This is a genomic window from Kribbella rubisoli (genome assembly GCF_004217145.1).
Classification (GTDB): domain Bacteria; phylum Actinomycetota; class Actinomycetes; order Propionibacteriales; family Kribbellaceae; genus Kribbella; species Kribbella rubisoli.
On record NZ_SHKR01000016.1, the window covers coordinates 213,999 to 231,298 of the forward strand.

Below are 17,300 nucleotides of genomic sequence, written 5' to 3' on the forward strand. Positions count from 1 at the left end.
GTATGGCGGGGTGGAAACCTTCGACGTAGTCATCGCCGGGTGCGGCCCGACTGGCGCGATGCTCGCCGCCGAACTGCGGCTGCACGACGTACGCGTACTCGTTCTGGACAAGGAAACCGAGCCCGCGTCCATCGTCCGAATTGTCGGACTGCATATTCGCAGTCTCGAAGTGCTGGCGATGCGGGGCCTGCTGGATCGCATGCTCGAACGCGGCAGGAAACGTCCGGCCGGCGGTTTCTTCGCCGCTATCAACAAGCCCGCACCTGCGGACCTGGATTCCGCACACGCCTATCTGCTCGGCATTCCGCAGCCGGTCGTCGTTCAACTCCTCGAGGAACACGCGATTCACCGTGGGGCGCAGGTACGGCGTGGTTGTGCGGTGGTCGGCTTCGAACAGGACGACAAGGGTGTGACTGCCGAGCTGGACAACGGGGAGCAGTTGCGTTCGCGGTACCTCGTCGGCTGCGACGGCTCCCGCAGTACGGTCCGCAAGCTGCTCGGCGTCGGCTTCCCCGGCGAGCCTTCGCGGAACGAAACGCTGATGGGCGAGCTGGAACTCGACGTGCCACAGGACGAGCTTGCCGCCAAGGTGACCGAAGTCCGCGAGACCTACAAGACCTTCAGCATCACGCCGTTCGCCGACGGGATCTATCGCGTTGTAATCCCCGTCGCGGGAGTCAGTGAGCGCGCCGAACCTACGCTCGACGATTTCAGACAACACCTGCGCACGATCGCCGGGACCGACTTCGGAGCGCATTCCCCGCACTGGTTGTCGCGCTTCGGGGATGCCACCCGGCTGGCCGAGCGTTATCGCATCAGGCGCGTATTGCTGGCCGGCGATGCAGCGCACATTCATCCGCCGACCGGGGGACAGGGCCTCAACCTCGGCATTCAGGACGCATTCAACCTCGGCTGGAAGCTGGCCGCAGAGATCCGCGGCTGGGCGCCGGAAACGCTGCTGGACACCTACGAGGCCGAACGTCACCCAGTTGCCGAGGATGTGCTGGACAACACCCGGGCCCAGATGGAGCTGCTCTCCACCGACCCAGGCCCACAGGCCGTACGCCGGCTGCTCACCGAACTCATGGACTTCGTCGAGGTGAACCGCCACCTGATCGAGAAGATCACCGCGATCGACATCCGCTACGACTTCGGCGAAGGCCCTGACCTGCAAGGCCGCCGCCTACGCGACCTCAAAACCAAGCACGGCAACCTCTACGACCTCCTGCACCACGGCCGCGGCCTGCTCCTGGACCGCACCGAACACCTCACCACCGACGGCTGGTCGGACCGAGTCGACCACCTCACCGACCCCACCGTCGCAGTAGACGCCCCCGCCCTCCTCCTACGCCCCGACGGCCACATCGCCTGGCTCGGCACCAACCAGCAAGACCTGACCACGCAGCTGACCCGCTGGTTCGGAGCAGGGGTTACTGGTTGAGGGGGAGGTAGATGGTGAAGGTTGCGCCGTGGGGTTGGGTGTCGGTGGTGGTGACGCGGCCGTTGTGGGCGGCTACCAGGGCGGCGACGATGGAGAGGCCCAGGCCCGAGCCGCCGGTGGTGCGGTTGCGGGCGGTGTCGGCTCGGTAGAAGCGTTCGAAGACGGGCGCCTTCTGTTCGTCGGAGAGGCCGGGGCCGGTGTCTCTGACTTCCATGACCGCTTCGTTGCCTCGGGTGCCTACCGAGACCGTGATCGGCGCATCCACCGGGGTGTAGTTCAGCGCGTTGCTGACGAGGTTGCCCAGCACCTGCCGGAGGCGGGCCTCGTCGCCCTCGACGACGGGAGCCTCCGAGTCAGGCAGGATCGTGAGCGAGAGGGTGCGGTCCGGCTGGATGGCTTGGGCGTTGTGGAGGGCGTCGGCGGCGATCGGGAGTAGATCGACGGATTCCATCCGCAGCGGGCGCTGCTGGTCCAGGCGTGCGAGCAGCAGCAGGTCGTCGACGAGGAGTCCCATCCGCTTCGCCTCGTCCTCGATCCGGCGCATCGTGTCCGAGTCCGTCGTGTCGCCACGCTGCCGCGACAACTCCGCGAACCCGCGGATCGACGTCAACGGCGTACGCAGCTCGTGCGACGCGTCCGCCACGAACCGCCGCATCCGGTCCTCCGACTGCCGTGCCGCCTCCTCCGAACGCCGGGCAGTGTCCTCGGACCGCCGCGCGGCAAACTCCGAGGCCGTCCGCTGTGCGAAGGCGGTCTCGATCTGACCGAGCATCTGGTTCAGTGCGAGCGACAGCCGCCCGACCTCGGTCCGCGGATCCCGTTGCGGTACCCGTCGCGACAGATCCCCGCCGGCGATCGCCACCGCGGTGTGCTCGACGTCCTCGAGCCCGCGCAGACTTCGCCGTACAACGTAGGTCCCGACACCGGCCAGGAGCACCAGGAGGATGACTCCGGCAGCGACCTGGATCCCGACCAGGCGCTGGATCGTGTGGTCCATCTCCTTCAGGCTCTGCGCGACCATGACGGACCCCTGCTCGTCGTCCGTCGGCACCGCGAGCACCCGCCAGGTGGCGCCGCCGGACTGGGCCTCGACGTTGAACGACTTCCCGTTGAGCGCGCGCACCTGGTTCAGGTTGAGCGTGGGCAGCTTCGGCAGCGGCTCGGTCTCGTCGGGCCGCGCGTTGACCGGCCCGTTGTCGCTGTCGCCCTCCGAGTTACTGAACTGGACCACGAACTGACTGGGCAACTGCCGCCTCGACGGACCGGCGCCCGGCGGCAGCGGACGGCGATCGGACGGCGCATGGGACAGCGGCACGGCGGTCTGCTGCAGCTGCTCGTCGACGCGGTCGATCAGGTACCCGCGCATGATCGTCGTCGCCAGTACGCCGGACGCACCGAGCGCGACGACCACCAGCGCCAGCAGGACGACGACGATCGTGACGCGCAACGGGTACCGGTCGGCGAACCGCCGGTGGGTCGGTTGCATCAGTTGGGGCCTCGCGGGGTGCGCAGGACGTAGCCGACCCCGCGGACGGTGTGGAGCAGCTTCTGGTCGCCGGTGTCGACCTTGCGGCGTAGGTACGACATGTACGACTCGACCACGCCCGCGTCACCGGTGAAGTCATAGTTCCACACCGCGGAGAGGATCTGGCCCTTCGACATCACCCGCTCCGCGTTCTCCAGCAGGCACCGCAGCAGCTTGAACTCGGTCAGCGACAGCTGCACCGCCTGACCGCTCTTGAACACCTCGTAGCTGTCCTCGTTGAGCTCCAGGTCCGCATAACGCAGTACGGCGGCCTCCGTCGCGGTCTGCTCGCGGTGACCGGATCGGCGGAGCAGCGCACGCACCCGTGCGACCAGCTCGTCCAGGCTGAACGGCTTGGTGACGTAGTCGTCGCCGCCGGTCTGCAGCCCGAGCACCTTGTCCTCAACCGCGTCACGGGCGGTGAGGAACAGCACCGGCACGTGCCGGTCCTCGCCACGGAGCCGGCGGACCACCTCGAACCCGTCCAGGCCGGGCATCATCACGTCGAGCACCACCAGGTCGGGCTCCACGTCACGCGCCTTGCGCAGCGCCTCGGCGCCGTGGGTCGCCGTGGTGACGTCGTACCCGGCGAAACGCAGACTTGCGGACAGGAGCTCGACGATGTTCGGCTCGTCGTCGACGACCAGTAGATGCGGACTCATGCTGACAGTCTGCCGTGAGTTCCCATGTGAACCCTGGAAGCTTCCTGGCAATCAGCTGTGAGTGACTCAGCGTGGCCCGTGCTTGAACCCCCACTTCTGACCGGCCGCGTCGCGGGCGGAGCCGTCGTTGATCATCGTTGCGGTCGCGGCGTTGTCCGCCACCACCGCACTCACGTTCACGGTGCTGCCGGTCTTGATCGACGCGATGCCGTCCCGGGCGGAGTTCACCAGCGTGGCGGCGTCCACCTTGTACGTGCGGCTGTACCCGTCGTCGCTCTTGACCGTGATCGAGTCCTTGCTGACCGCGGTCACGGACCCACGCTGCGTCGCGACGGTCTGGTACCCGCCGCCTTCCTTCGGTACGACGAACTCGCCGTGCAGCGCCCCGCCGATCCCGAACTCACCCCGCGGCCCGAAGCCGCCCTTACCGGGCCGGTCGGGCTTCTGCTGTTGCTGCCCGGGCGTGGACGGCGACCCTGAGGGCGACACCGAGGGTGACGGCGTCGGATCCGCGTTGGTCGCTGCCCAGGCGACTCCGCCGGCAGTAGTCGTCACGGCAACCGCGGCGACGGTGCCGATGAGCCGCCATCGCTTCTGCGAAAGCTTCATCCTGCTGCGCCTTCCGTACTGCGTGCCGGGCCGTCACCTGACACTGGGTCTTTCCACGCTGCACCACGCAACTGAGACGAAGCTCCGGTGCACCTAAGAATCAGCTGGCAGTTCGATCAAGGGTCAGACGATGAAGAGAACGGCGATCAGCCACAGCGCGGCGGCCAGCGACGTACCGATGAGCTCGATGAGCATCGAGACGCCGGTCTCCTTGAGCGCGTGCTTGGTGGAGGTCCACGCGGCGGCGTGGGTGCGCAGCCGATGCAGCTCGGAGATGTAGACGCCGACCGGGAAGCCGATGAACATGCCGACCACCGGGATCACGAAGAACCCGACGATGCCGAGCAGCACCCCGACCACCATCGAGCGGCGCGGTACGCCGGCCTCGCGGAGCCGGCGCTCCGGTACCACGTACTTGACCACCTGACTGGCACCGATCAGGACCACGGTGATCGCGAACACGATCCACCCGGTCGCACTGTGCTCGACGATCGCCCAGACCAGGATCGCCGCCAGGCTGAGGATCGCCCCGGGCAGGATCGGCACGACGATGCCCACGATCCCGACAAAGATCGCGATCCCGACAAGTACCGTCACGCCAGTCTCCACACACCACACTGTGCCGCAAACCGTCCCCTTTAGGGTGGAGACATGTCCCAGCTGCACGAATTGGTCACCGCTCTTGCCGCCCCATGGGTGGTTCTCTCGCCGCGATCCGGTCAGCTGACCGGCTCCGGCGCCGAGGGGGTGTACGCGCGGGACCGGCGGATCCTGTCCCGGCTGAGCGTCACCGTCGACGGCCGGGAACCGATCCCGGTCCACGTCGACGAGCGGGACGCGGCCACGCATCAGTACGTCGCGACGGTCGAGGGACTCGGCGACACCCGGCACGACCCGACCGTGATGCTGTACCGCACCCGGACGGTCGACGACGACGGCCTGACCGAGCAGATCACGCTGGTGAACCGTTCCCGCTCGGCGATCGAGGGCCGACTAGATGTTGCCCTGGGCACCGATCTGGCCGGTACGGCGGCGGTCCGCAGCGGCGCCGCCGCGAGCCTGCCGCAGCTCGCTCCGTTCCCGGACGGTCCCGGCCGTACGCGCTGGGAGAGCGATGACACCCGAGTCGTCGTCACCGCCGACCCCGGCGTCACGGCGACGCCCCGGCTCGAGCCGGGGGAGGAGTTCACGATCACCCTCCGCGTCACGGCCGAGTTCCCGAAGTCGACCACCGGCTTCTCGATCGAGCCGCCCGCCGAGCGCACGCCGTACGACGTCACCGTCCACTGCGACGACAAGCGGGTCGAGCGTTGGATCGACCGTTCGCTCGAAGACATCAGCGCACTCCAGCTGGCCGCCGGCAACGACCGGTACCTCGGCGCCGGCCCGCCCTGGTACCTCACGCTCTTCGGCCGCGATTCGCTGATCTCGTCCGGCATGCTCATCCCGGTCGACCCGGCCCTCGCGGCCGGCACCCTCCGCGCGCTGGCTGCCTGGCAAGGCACGAAGGTCGACGCCGAGTCGGCCGAGCAGCCCGGCAAGATCCCGCACGAGCTGCGCGCCGAGGTCGCCGATCACGGCGGCGGCCTGGTCCTCCCCGCGGCGTACTACGGCACGCACGACGCGACCCAGTTGTGGATCATGACCCTGCACAAGGCCTGTCGCTGGGGGATGCCGGCTGACGAGGTCCGTGACCTGCTGCCGAACCTCCGACGCGCGCTCACCTGGATGAAGGAGTACGCCGACCCGGACGGCGACGGCTTCCTCGAGTACGTCGACGAGTCCGGCCACGGCCTGGCCAACCAGGGATGGAAGGACTCCGTCGACGCAGTGCAATGGCCTGACGGCACACTCGCCACCGCACCAATCGCGCTGTGCGAAGTACAGGGCTACGCGTACGCCGCCGCGGTGCGAGGCGCCGAGCTGCTCGAGGCGCACGGCGAGTCCGGTGACGAGTGGCGCGAATGGGCGGTCGCACTACAGGAGCGTTTCCGCAAGACGTTCTGGGTCGACGGCTACCCGGCCATCGCGCTCGACGGTGCGAAGAACCCGGTCGCCGGCCGCGCATCGAACATGGGCCACCTGCTCGGCACCGGCCTGCTCGACGCCGACGAGGAGCAGGTCGTCGCCGAGGTCCTCGCCGGCGACGATCTGAACAGCGGCTTCGGACTGCGAACGTTGTCCACGGCAATGACCCGCTTCAACCCGCTCGGGTACCACACCGGCAGCGTCTGGCCGCACGACACCGCGATGACGGTCCAAGGCCTGTTCGCGACCGGTCAGTCCGACGTTGCGACGTCGTACGTCGAGGGCCTGATCCGCGCGGCGGACGCGTTCGGCTACCGGCTCCCGGAGCTGTACGGCGGCCGCGGTACGAGCGAGGAGAACACGCCAACGCCGTACCCGCTGTCGTGTCGTCCGCAGGCCTGGGCCGCAGCGTCCGCGGTCGCGGTGCTCGTGGCCGCGCTCGGCATCGAGCCGGACGTCCCGGGCGGCACCCTGGTCATCAATCCCGCGGAGTCGATGCCCTGGAATGCACTCGAGGTAAGGGGTTTGCGCATCGGCACGGATACGTTGTCCGTGCGCCTCGACGGCGAGACGCTCACGGTGCTCGAAGCGCCTCAGAGTGCGGTGATCAGCGCGAACGCCGAGAGTCCGAGGTAGATGGTCGCGACGACGAGATTCCGCGCGCGTCCCGACGTACGGACAGATCGGAAGCGTCGGCCGATCGCGTCGGCGCCGACGGCGTACGAGAGGTCGAGGACGAGGCCGATCAGCATTGCGCCGGCGCCGAGCAGCAGCATCTCGGTGCGGAGCTGACCCGGCGCGGCCCCGCGGGTGGTGAACTGCGGGAGGAACGCGAGGAAGAACAGCGCGGCCTTCGGGTTCAACAGGTTGACCACGACGCCGTCGCGGAACACTCGCCCCAGCGACGCGGGCGCAACGCTGTTGAGCTCGGCCGCCGATGCTGTGAGCGTCTTGATGCCGAGGTAGGCGAGATACAGGGCGCCGGTGACGGTGATCGCGGTGAATAGCGTCGGGGAGGCCTGGACCAGCGCGGCCAGGCCGAGCGCGGTGACGACGATGTAGACCAGCGTCCCGGTCTCGACGGCGAGCGCCGACACGACGCCGGCGCGGCGTCCTTGCGTGAGGCTGCGGAGCGAGATGTACAGGTTGTTCGGCCCCGGCATCCCGACCAGCACGACTGTTGCGCCGGTGAACCCGAGCACCTGACCGATTCCCATGCGGACTAGCCTGGCGGCGCGAGAAGCAGTCCACCCGAGCCAATTGGGGGAGAAGTGGACCGTTCTGGAGACCCCTTGGCGCTGGCTCACCTGATTGGCCACCGACTGACCGGTCGCTCCGGCGGCCTGTACCGGCGGCTGGCCGACGAGATCGCCGCCCTGATCGGTTCGTCCGACCTTCCGGTCGGGTCCCGTCTGCCGGCTGAGCGCCGGCTGGCCGAGTCGCTCGCGATCAGCCGCTCGACGGTCGTCGCGGCGTACGACGAACTCCGCGCCCGCGGCCTGGTCGAGAGCCGCCGCGGCAGCGGTACGACGGTGGCACGTGCGGCCGGACGTGGTCGTTCACGAGCGGACAAGCACATGCCCACCGGGTACGGCGAGTCACTCTTCCACCGCATCACCGTCGGCCCCGGCGAAGTCATCTCCCTCACCTACGCCGTCGACCCCGGCCTGCCCGAACTCTCGTCAGAGCTCATCGACCTCGCCTCCACCGAGCTGCCCGCGCTCCTCGGCGACGTCGGCTACCACCCGCGCGGCCTCCCGGTACTGCGAGAACGCATCGCAGACCACTTCACCGACGGCGGGCTGCCCACGGCGCCGGACGAGATCGTGGTGACGACCGGAGCGCATCAGGCGATCGCGTTGGTGACGCAGATGTACCTGCGCAACGGCGCCGCGGTTGCGATCGAGCAGCCCAGTTGGCCGGGCTGCTTCGACCTGTTCGGAGCGGCCGGCGGACGAGTGGTCGGCGTACCGCTGGACGATGCCGGGATCCGGCCGGACCTGCTGGAGGCTGCGTTCGCGGAGCACCAGCCGGCGATGTTGTTCGTGATGCCGACGTTCCACAATCCGACCGGCCAGTTGATGTCGGCGAACCGGCGCCGGCAGGTCGCGCAGCTCGCCGCTCGGTACGGCGTCGTGGTGGTCGAGGACAACGCGTACTCGGCATGGGATCCGGCCGGGCCGGCGATCCCTCCGCCTCTCGCGGCCTACGCGCCGGACGATGCCGAGATACTCACGATCGGGTCCGTGTCGAAGGCCGTATGGGGCGGTCTGCGGATCGGCTGGATCCGGGCGTCGCGACCGTTGGCTGAGCGACTGGCCCGCCACAAGGCGCTGGCCGACCTAGGGAGTCCGCTGATCGATCAGGCGCTGACCGCGCGCTTGCTGCCGCGGCTCACGGAGCTCACGGCGACGCGGGCTCAGATGGCGACGGCGCGGAAGAAGTTGATGGGGGAGTTGCTGACCGAACGACTGCCCGAATGGGAATGGAGCACACCGGTCGGCGGATCCGCGCTGTGGATCCGGCTGCCCGACACGGACGCGCGAGTCTTCGCACAGGTGGCGTTGCGGCACGGTGTCGAGGTGGTGGCAGGTCAGGCGATGGATCCGTCCGGATCGCACGACGATTACCTACGGGTGCCGTTCGCTTACTCGGAACAAGTGCTTGATGATGCGGTGACCCGGTTGGCGCGAGCCTGGCAAGAACTGCGGCGACACGGCCCGGGGCCCGGAGTACCTGTCGTGTAAAGGAAGGATGGCGGTCACCCGACTGGGGTGAACCGCCATCGAAGCCTGTATGACTTTGGCGCCGCCGTTGGCGCGTTTGGAACAGCCTGGGGGGTTACCGCTCTTCTTCCGCGGAAACCGTCGGGGTGGCTTCGAGCCGACCGGTCTCGTCGTGGATCGTGATCGCGATATTGCGCAGCTTCTCCGAGTGCTCGCGACCGTGGTGGGCGCAGAAGAGTAGCTCCCCACCGCTGGTCAGGGTGACTCGGACGTAGGCCTGCGCACCGCAGCGGTCACAACGATCCGCGGCCGACAGGGCCGAACTCGGGGCGAGTGCTGTAGTCATTGAGGCCTCATCTCATCTAGTTCCGTACTCACCAGATAGCAACATCCTGACATGCGGATCGCTTCCCGGTGGGGACAACGTGTCCGTATGTGAGACGAACCACCTGTCTCCGTATGACGCAAGCTGTCGCGGAAGAGTTTCTTCGCTAGGTGATTTTCCGGTGAGCCACGGCGGCGGAGTGCTTCTTCTCTCACTGTGCGCCATGAAACCGTCACCGTGTGCTGAGAATCGGAGTGTCGTACGCCACTTCCAATCGAGTCCGGATCGATACCTGTCGCAACACGTATCTCCTGTTCCCGTCGGCATGTCCGGCCTCATGCCGTCCCGGGCCCCGCCTGCCAGGTTTTGGGGGTGCCGCCGCATAGGCTGTAGGTCGTAAGCGTGTGAACCAGTGAAGGAGCCCTGTGGCCGCCCCGACGCCTCGCAGTACCGAGATCGACCCGGCGTACAACGCCCGCCATCTGCTCGTCCTCGAGGGTCTCGAGGCGGTCCGGAAGCGGCCCGGTATGTACATCGGGTCCACCGACAGCCGCGGTCTGATGCATTGCCTGTGGGAGATCATCGACAACAGCGTCGACGAGGCCCTGGCCGGGTTCGGCGAGCAGATCGACGTCGTCCTGCACAAGGACGGCTCGGTCGAGGTGAAGGACCGCGCCCGCGGCATCCCGGTCGACATCGAGCCGAAGACCAAGCTCAGCGGTGTCGAGGTGGTGTTCACCAAGCTGCACGCCGGCGGCAAGTTCGGCGGCGGGTCGTACAACGCCTCCGGCGGTCTGCACGGTGTCGGCGCCTCGGTGGTGAACGCGCTGTCCGCGCGGCTGGACGTCGAGGTCGACCGCGGCGGGACGGTCTGGACGACCTCCTTCCGGCGTGGTGTGGCCGGTGAGTTCGACAGCGAGGGCGCGACCGCTTCGTTCACCCCGGCGAAGGGGCTGCGCAAGGCGGGCCGGGCGAGGAAGGGTGTCACCGGCACCCGGATCCGGTACTGGGCCGACCGGCAGATCTTCACCAAGGACGCCGCCTTCAACTACGACGAGCTGGTCACCCGGGCGCGGCAGACCTCGTTCCTGGTGCCGGGCCTGTTGCTGGTGATCCGCGACGAGCGCGGCGACGAGGTCACCGAGGAGCACTTCAAGCACGACGGCGGCATCAGCGAGTTCACCGAGTTCCTCGCGACCGACCAGAAGGTGACCGACGTCGTCCGCCTGACCGGGACGGGTCACTTCACCGAGACCGTGCCGATGCTCGACGACGCGGGCCACATGACGCCGTCCGACGTCGAGCGCGACCTCGACGTCGACATCGCAGTGCGCTGGGGCGATGGGTACGAGACGGAGCTGCGGTCGTTCGTGAACATCGTGGCCACGCCGAAGGGCGGCACCCACGTCAACGGTTTCGAGCGTGCACTGTCGAAGAGCTTCACCAACGCACTTGATGGCACCCGCCTGCTGAAGAACGGCGAGGAGATCATCAAGGACGATGTCCTCGAAGGCATGACGGCGGTCGTCACAGTGCGGCTGGCCGAGCCGCAGTTCGACGGCCAGACCAAGGAAGTTCTCGGTACGCCGGCGGCGTCGCGGATCGTGGCGAAGGTCGTGCAGACCGAGCTCGAGGCGTTCCTGACGTCCAGCAAGGCCGCGCAGAAGGCGCAGGCGCGGGCCGTGCTGGAGAAGGTCGTCGCCGCGTCGCGGACACGGGTGGCGGCTCGTCAGCACCGTGAGCTGCAGCGGCGCAAGACCGCGCTGGAGTCGTCCGCGCTGCCGGCGAAGCTGGCCGACTGCCGCAGCAACGACGTCGACCGGTCCGAGCTGTTCATCGTCGAGGGTGATTCGGCCCTCGGTACTGCGAAGCTCGCGCGCAGCTCCGAGTTCCAGGCGCTGCTGCCGATCCGCGGCAAGATCCTCAACGTGCAGAAGGCGTCCGTCGGCGACATGCTGAAGAACGTCGAGTGCGCGTCGATCATCCAGGTCGTCGGCGCCGGCTCGGGCCGGACGTTCGACCTGGAGCAGGCGCGGTACGGGAAGATCATCTTCATGGCCGACGCCGACTCCGACGGCGCCCACATCCGCTGCCTGCTCGCGACGCTGTTCTTCCGGTACATGCGGCCGCTGGTCGAGGCGGGACGCGTCTACACCGCCGTGCCGCCGCTGCACCGGTTCGAGCTGACGAACCCGAAGAAGGGTCAGGACAAGTACCTGTACACCTACAGCGACGCGGAGTACCAGCGGAAGACGGCCGAGCTGATGAAGAAGGGCGTCCGCTGGAAGGAGCCCCCGCAGCGCTACAAGGGTCTCGGTGAGATGGACGCCGACCAGCTGGCGGAGACCACCATGGACCCGCGGCACCGCACGCTCCGCCGGATCACGGTCGACCACGCGGAGGAGGCGGCCAAGGTCTTCGACCTGCTCATGGGCAACGACGTTGCTCCGCGCAAGGAGTTCCTGGTCCAGGGCGCCTACGAGCTGGACGAGAACCGCATCGACGTCTGAGTCTTGGTGGGTTCACGTAGGGTTTTCTGCGTGATTGATGTGGTGAGCGGAGCGCCGCAGGACTCCGACCTGCTGCGCGCCGCGAACTCCGGCGACGCGGGATCTCTCGGCCTGCTGCTCGCCAGACACCGGGCGGGCATGCAGGCGGTCGCGGTTTCGGTCCTCGGTCACAGCCACGATGCCGAGGACGCCGTACAAGAAGCGGCGATGATCGCGCTGCGCCGCGTCAGTGATGTGCGGGACCCGGATGCCGTCGGCCCATGGTTGAAGATGGTGGTGCGGAACGTCTGTCGCGCCCGCTTGCGGAAGATGTCAGCGGTTCCGGTAGCCGAGCCGGCGACGGTCGCGCGGCTGGATGTGGTGCCTGATCCCGCAGAGATCCTTGACCAGCACGCGTTGCGAGACTGGGTCTGGACGGCGCTCGAGGATCTGACGCCGGGGCTGCGGCTGGTGACCCTGCTGCGGTACTTCACGGACGTCTCGTCGTACGAGGAGATAGCGGCGCTGTGCGACCTGCCGGTCGGGACGGTGCGCAGCCGGCTCCATCAGGCGCGCGCGAAGCTGAGGGATGCGCTGCTGACCTCGGCGGACGGGGTGTACGACGACGTCGCTACCGCGACCGCGCTGCACCGCGAGCTCGCCGAGGACTTCATGGAGTCCGGTCGACGTGGTCAGCTCGCCTCCGCGATCGCCGACCGGTGGTCGTCGGAGGCGCAGGTGTTGTGGCCGACAGGCAAGCGTACGGACATGGGCTACCTGCCGGAGGCGTTCGACCGCGACGTGTCGGACGGCGTACGCCAAGAGGTGGTGAACGTGGTGGCCAGCCGCGAGGTCGTGATCTGGGAGGCTGCCTTGATCAGCCCGCCGGAGGACCCGACGCACTGCCCGCCGAGCGTCGTGTGGGTGCACCACCTGGACCAGGACCGGGTCGGCAAGGTGCGTCTGTACCACCCGCGTCAACGCTGAAAAGAAGTCCACGTCGCGATCGAACTTTCCCGGAACGTCACCGCATCCTGCGGGTATGAATGGAAAACGCACTGTCGTCGTCGACGGCATCCGGCAGGTCTACGAGGTAGCGGGCACCGGACCGGTCTGCCTCGTGCATTCGGGCGGACCCGGCGTACATCCGGGCTACCTCCGGATCCCGGAGCTGGAAAGCTCGCTGACGATGGTCTACCTGCACCCTGTCGGTTCCGGCGAGAGCGACCTGCTGCCGGAAGGGGACTACTCCCTGTCCCGCTACGGACATTTCGCGGCAGCCGTGCTCGACGACCTCGGCGCGGAGACCGGCTACTTCCTGGGGCACTCGCACGGAGGCTTCGTCGGGCTCCAATTCGGCATCGACCACGCTGACCGGCTCCGCGGGCTGATCCTGTACGACACCGCGGCCGTCTACGGGCCGGAGCTGTTCGGCGTGGCGACCGAAGAGATGGCGGCGTTCGTGAAGCGCTGGCCGGATCGCCCGGAGGCCGTCGAGGCGGGCCGGATCTGGGACGCGGCCACCGTGACGAAGACGCTCGAAATCACCGACGACGAGTCACACCGGCAGTACCTGAGCGCCATCCTGCCTGCGTACTTCGCCGACTACCGGGCGACGATCGCGCGGGGCGGTGAGTTGAGCCTGCAGACGAGGCACGACCCGAACCGGCTACCGGTCGAGTGGGACGTCCGCGACCAGCTCGGCACGATCAACGTGCCTGCCCTGGTCATCGTCGGCAGCTACGACTTCATCTGCGCGCCGCGGTTCGCGTACGAGATCGACGCCGGGATGCCCGACGTACGGCTCTGCGAACTGAAGGACAGCGGCCACTTCGGCCACCTCGAGCAGACCGACGAGTTCATCGCCGCTGTGCTGGGCTTCCTCAAGGAATCAGCATGACGGTGCCGGTCGACCTGGCTGAACAGACGGAGATCGCAGCGTACGTCGATTTCGTGGCCGGCGCGCCGTCATCGCTGCGGGAAACGCTGGGGATCAGCTCGCGGCGCATCGGCGACGTACAGGCGCTGGTGCTTCGCGAGGACCCGAGCGGGTTCTTCAACCGGGCCGGCGGATTCGCCACCACCGAGTCGGTCACGGTGGATGCGCTTTCAGAGGTATGCGACTTCTTCCGCTCGGAAGGACTCTCCGAGGGTACGTTCGCAATTGCGCCGTCGCTGCTGCCCGCTGACTGGGCCACGACGGCTGCGAAGTTGAACCTCACCCAGGGCGGCCGCTACGTGAAGCTGGGCTGCGAGATCAAGCTTGATGGGCCGGCCCCGGACTCCGGTCTGCGGGTCGGCCTGGTCGAGCCGGACCAGGCGCAGGAGTTCGCGACGGTGATGATGGCGACCTTCGGGTTCACCACACCGGCGATGGTCGAGATGACCGCGGCTTGTGTGGGGCGCGCGAACTGGCAGCAGTACGCCGTCTGGGACGGCGACGACGAGATCGTTGCCGTCGGCAGCATCTTCGTCAACGGGGAGTGCGCCGACATGTTCGGCGGCGCCACCGTGCCGGGCGCCCGCGGCCGTGGTGCCCAGTCCGCACTCCTCACCGCCCGCCTCCGAGGCGCCCTGGCCGCCGGCTGCCGCTGGATGGTTGCCGAAACCGGCGCGGAAGCACCGGGGGAACACAACACGTCCCTCCACAACCTGCAACGAGCCGGCTTCGACCGGCTGTACGACCGAGTCACCTGGGTATGGCGCGCTGTGTAAGGGTTGAGCCATGGCGCCACGACTGGTCTGTTTCGACCTCGACAACACGTTGATCGATCGGGACGGAGCGTTCGTGGCCTGGGCGCGCTGGTGGGTCGACCGCGCCGGACTCGGTCCGGACGCGGTCGACTGGTTGATTGCCCACGACAACGGCGGGTTCACGCCGCGCAACGAGTTGTTCCATCGATTCGAGCAGCGCTTCGGCGTCGGGATCTCGGTCGACGACTACGACCGCGAGCACCCGCCGTTCACCTCGGTGGACCCCGAGGTGCTCGAAGGGTTGGCGGCTTTGCGTACGGCGGGTTGGCGGCTCGCTGTGGTGACGAACGGGAACGTCGTACAGCAGTCCGCCAAACTCGCGCACACCGGCATCGACCGCGCCGTCGACTACTGCTGCATCTCCGGCGCGGTCGGCGTACGAAAGCCCGATGCCCGCATCTTCGCCATCGCAGCGGAGCATGCCGGCGCGGGGCTCGAGGGCGGGTGGATGGTTGGCGATCATCCGGCGTACGACATCGCCGGGGGTATCAACGCAGGCCTGCGCACGATCCGCATTGGGAGCCACCATGCGGTGGACTCACCGATTGCGGATCATCACTTCGATTCTGTGCTCGAAGCCTTCGCTGTCCTGACTACTTGAGGGCGTCGGCCAGTGCTTTCCGGCCGCCGACCACCGGGATGTCGATGGAGCTGTGGGAGAGGTCGAGAGTCAACTGGGTGCCGGGAGCGGGCCGGATGGTGAAGTCGCGGTCGCTCGACACGATCATCAGGGCCAGTCGGTTTCCGGCTGGTACGACGGTGTCCTTGGGCTGCAGGTCGACGTCCATCCGGTACATCTTGCCCGGCTTGACCGGCGCGTCGAACCAGTCGGACACGCGGTTGGCCGGGTCCATCCAGCCGCGCGTGAGGATCGTGCCGTTGCCGGTCGGCGGGTAGCTGACCAGTGCCGCGGTCACATTCGCCTTGGATGCGCTGAAGGCGAGTTGCAGCGAGGCAGACGGCGTACCGCTGATGCGGACCGGCTTGGTGAGCGGTGGCGTCTGGTACACCAACCGGACTCCCGAGGACGGCGCGTTCGCGGAGGTGATGGCCGCGATCGATGAGTCGTCGGTGAGAGTCTCCGTGCCGGACTTGGTCGGTGCGAAGGTCAGGCCGCCGCGGGCCGGCGCTCCCGGGGTGAGATGCAGTCCTGCCTGGCCGGCGGCCGGGTCCGGCCACTCGGCGTACGGCGTCGGGTTGGCGTTGCTGCATTGCAGGCTGACGGTCGCACCGTCGGCGACCTTCTGGCCGGCCGCGGTTGCGACGGGGGCGGCCAGGACCAGATGGGTCGAGTCGGCGATCTTCGTGATCAGCCGGTTTGTGTTCGTGACCGTCCCGTCGGCATTGGTCTGCGGCACCGTCAACGAGAACCCGATCCGGAACGGTGTCGTATCCGCCACCGCGAGCGTCGCCGTGTTGGACTGCTCTCCGGCCACCGTCGTCTGACGCGGCGGACACGACGCGGCCTCGCGGACGACCCACGATCGCGGCAACCGCTCGACCCCGTTCTGTACGCCGTACAAGTACCGGGTGAACCAGTAGTTGACGAGTACGTCGGGCGGCGCGCCGCCGTGGCCGCCCTGGTGGAAGTAGAACATGTGCGGCACGTGCTGCTTCTTCAACGCGGCGTAGAACTGGGCCGCGTTCTTCGTCATCACGTTGAAGTCGTTGTTGCCATGGGCAAGCAAGGTCGCGGCGCGGACGTTGCGCACGTCCTTCATGTAGTCGCGCTCCTGCCAGAACTTGTTGCGGTTGCCGGTGGCGCGGTCGATGTTCCGCTCGATGTCGTCGATCACCGGCTGGCAGATCGTCCGCGCGCCGGTCTCGTCGAGCCGCGAGTAGACGACGTCGGCCAGTACGTCGAGGTCCTCGCCCTGGAACGCGTTGTTGTTGCCGGACGGGTTCGACGACGAGTGCGGCGCCCGGACCATGCCGTTCGCGCGGTAGTAGTCGTACCAGTCGGAGATCGCCGAGATCGGCACGATCGCCTTCAGGCCCGCCACCCCGGTCGTCGCAACGGCCTCCGGCAGGGTCCCGTTGTAGGACGTACCGATCATGCCGACATTTCCGGTCGTCCAGCCGGCCACCGCCCGGGTCGAGCCGTCCTTGGTGGTGTACGCGCGGGCTCGACCGTTGAGCCAGTCGATCACCGCCTTCGCGGCCAGGGTCTCGTTCGTGCCGCCGGATGTCGGGCAGCCGTCCGAATGGCCGGTGCCCGGCGACTCCGCGTGGACGACAGCGAACCCGCGTGGCACCCAGGTCGACTCGTAGACGGTGCTGATCACCGGGCTGGTGTCGAACGCCGCCCAGAACGGTGCACGCGGACGCGTCGCCGGCGGGGAGCCCAGCTCGTGGTCGACACCCCAGTTGCTGTACTCGTCCGCCGTACCCGCGTAGTAGGGGCTGTCCTCGAAGATGACCGGCACCTTCAGCCCCTGGGTCAGAACCTCCGAGGGAGCGGTGAAGTCGGCGTGGATCCGGTCAGGCGCGCCGTCGTGGTCGCTGTCGAACGGCGCCTGGACCCACACCTCACCGCTGTACCAATCGGCGGGGTTGGTCGAGAAGACGGCCTGGGCGAGACCGTCGACGAAGGTCGGCACCGCCGGCGCGGCGATCGCCTTCTGTGACGCCTGAGCCGGACTTGCGACTGCTGCCGCGACGAGCGCGGTCGCTGCGGCAGCACTGACCAGAAGTCGGATCTTCATGCGTGGGCCCCTCCCAGCATTCGACGGGCGGATCGA

At 68.0% G+C, this 17,300-nt stretch carries 16 protein-coding genes; 9 read left to right on the plus strand and 7 right to left on the minus strand.

Annotation, left to right across the window (positions count from 1 at the left end; translation table 11 throughout):
- Positions 1-10 precede the first annotated feature (10 nt).
- A complete protein-coding gene (gene rox / locus EV645_RS33660; RefSeq protein ID WP_242000818.1) occupies positions 11-1,441 on the plus strand; it encodes a rifampin monooxygenase in 1,431 nt (476 codons plus the stop codon).
- On the opposite strand, the gene EV645_RS33665 is transcribed toward rox, so the two are convergent.
- The 4 genes from EV645_RS33665 to EV645_RS33680 form a co-directional block, all read right to left on the minus strand.
- A complete protein-coding gene (locus EV645_RS33665) occupies positions 1,431-2,927 on the minus strand; it encodes a sensor histidine kinase (protein ID WP_130448116.1) in 1,497 nt (498 codons plus the stop codon). The two genes, rox and EV645_RS33665, sit on opposite strands and share 11 nt — an antisense overlap.
- Positions 2,927-3,628 carry a response regulator transcription factor gene (locus EV645_RS33670; RefSeq protein ID WP_130448117.1) on the minus strand — a complete coding sequence of 234 codons (702 nt, stop codon included), beginning with the start codon at positions 3,626-3,628 and terminating at the stop codon, positions 2,927-2,929. The genes EV645_RS33665 and EV645_RS33670 overlap by 1 nt, the downstream gene beginning before the upstream one ends.
- A gap of 66 nt (positions 3,629-3,694) precedes the next feature.
- A complete protein-coding gene (locus tag EV645_RS33675; RefSeq protein WP_130448118.1) occupies positions 3,695-4,237 on the minus strand; it encodes a DUF5666 domain-containing protein in 543 nt (180 codons plus the stop codon).
- 123 nt (positions 4,238-4,360) lie between these two features.
- The gene (locus EV645_RS33680; protein ID WP_242000819.1) at positions 4,361-4,834 is read right to left on the minus strand and encodes a DUF456 domain-containing protein; all 474 of its coding nucleotides are present in this window, start codon (positions 4,832-4,834) and stop codon (positions 4,361-4,363) included.
- A 54-nt stretch (positions 4,835-4,888) separates the two neighbouring features.
- Between EV645_RS33680 and EV645_RS33685 the strand changes: the two genes are divergently transcribed.
- A complete protein-coding gene (locus EV645_RS33685) occupies positions 4,889-6,901 on the plus strand; it encodes an amylo-alpha-1,6-glucosidase (RefSeq protein ID WP_130448120.1) in 2,013 nt (670 codons plus the stop codon).
- Here the strand turns inward: EV645_RS33685 and EV645_RS33690 are convergent.
- Positions 6,859-7,482 (minus strand): LysE family translocator, encoded by a 624-nt coding sequence (locus tag EV645_RS33690; protein ID WP_130448121.1) that lies wholly within the window; start codon positions 7,480-7,482, stop codon positions 6,859-6,861. The genes EV645_RS33685 and EV645_RS33690 overlap by 43 nt on opposite strands.
- A gap of 54 nt (positions 7,483-7,536) precedes the next feature.
- Here EV645_RS33690 and EV645_RS33695 point away from each other — a divergent pair, with 54 nt between their 5' ends.
- Positions 7,537-9,012 (plus strand): aminotransferase-like domain-containing protein, encoded by a 1,476-nt coding sequence (locus EV645_RS33695; RefSeq protein ID WP_198682041.1) that lies wholly within the window; start codon positions 7,537-7,539, stop codon positions 9,010-9,012.
- Between the two features lie 94 nt (positions 9,013-9,106).
- Here the strand turns inward: EV645_RS33695 and EV645_RS33700 are convergent, their stop codons facing one another.
- Entirely contained in the window at positions 9,107-9,337 is a 231-nt protein-coding gene (locus tag EV645_RS33700) for a DUF7455 domain-containing protein (RefSeq protein WP_130448123.1), read from the minus strand.
- 218 nt (positions 9,338-9,555) lie between these two features.
- On the opposite strand from EV645_RS33700, the gene EV645_RS43480 reads away from it, so the two are divergent.
- Genes EV645_RS43480 through EV645_RS33725 form a run of 6 tightly spaced genes read left to right on the plus strand, consistent with a single transcriptional unit; the run spans position 9,556 to position 15,160 of the window.
- Positions 9,556-9,702, plus strand: a complete 147-nt coding sequence (locus EV645_RS43480; RefSeq protein ID WP_422386659.1) for a SunI/YnzG family protein — start codon at positions 9,556-9,558, stop codon at positions 9,700-9,702.
- 39 nt (positions 9,703-9,741) lie between these two features.
- Positions 9,742-11,826, plus strand: coding sequence for a DNA gyrase/topoisomerase IV subunit B (locus tag EV645_RS33705; protein WP_130448124.1), 2,085 nt, complete (start codon positions 9,742-9,744; stop codon positions 11,824-11,826).
- A 30-nt stretch (positions 11,827-11,856) separates the two neighbouring features.
- Positions 11,857-12,792: an RNA polymerase sigma factor gene (locus EV645_RS33710; RefSeq protein ID WP_130448125.1), complete on the plus strand. Its 936-nt coding sequence runs from the start codon at positions 11,857-11,859 to the stop codon at positions 12,790-12,792.
- A 55-nt stretch (positions 12,793-12,847) separates the two neighbouring features.
- Positions 12,848-13,705: an alpha/beta fold hydrolase gene (locus EV645_RS33715; RefSeq protein ID WP_130448126.1), complete on the plus strand. Its 858-nt coding sequence runs from the start codon at positions 12,848-12,850 to the stop codon at positions 13,703-13,705.
- The gene (locus tag EV645_RS33720; protein WP_198682042.1) at positions 13,702-14,520 is read left to right on the plus strand and encodes a GNAT family N-acetyltransferase; all 819 of its coding nucleotides are present in this window, start codon (positions 13,702-13,704) and stop codon (positions 14,518-14,520) included. The genes EV645_RS33715 and EV645_RS33720 overlap by 4 nt, the downstream gene beginning before the upstream one ends.
- A gap of 10 nt (positions 14,521-14,530) precedes the next feature.
- Positions 14,531-15,160 (plus strand): HAD family hydrolase, encoded by a 630-nt coding sequence (locus EV645_RS33725; protein WP_130448127.1) that lies wholly within the window; start codon positions 14,531-14,533, stop codon positions 15,158-15,160.
- Here EV645_RS33725 and EV645_RS33730 read toward each other — a convergent pair.
- The gene (locus tag EV645_RS33730; protein ID WP_130448128.1) at positions 15,153-17,264 is read right to left on the minus strand and encodes a Xaa-Pro dipeptidyl-peptidase; all 2,112 of its coding nucleotides are present in this window, start codon (positions 17,262-17,264) and stop codon (positions 15,153-15,155) included. The two genes, EV645_RS33725 and EV645_RS33730, sit on opposite strands and share 8 nt — an antisense overlap.
- Between the last annotated feature and the right edge of the window lie 36 nt (positions 17,265-17,300).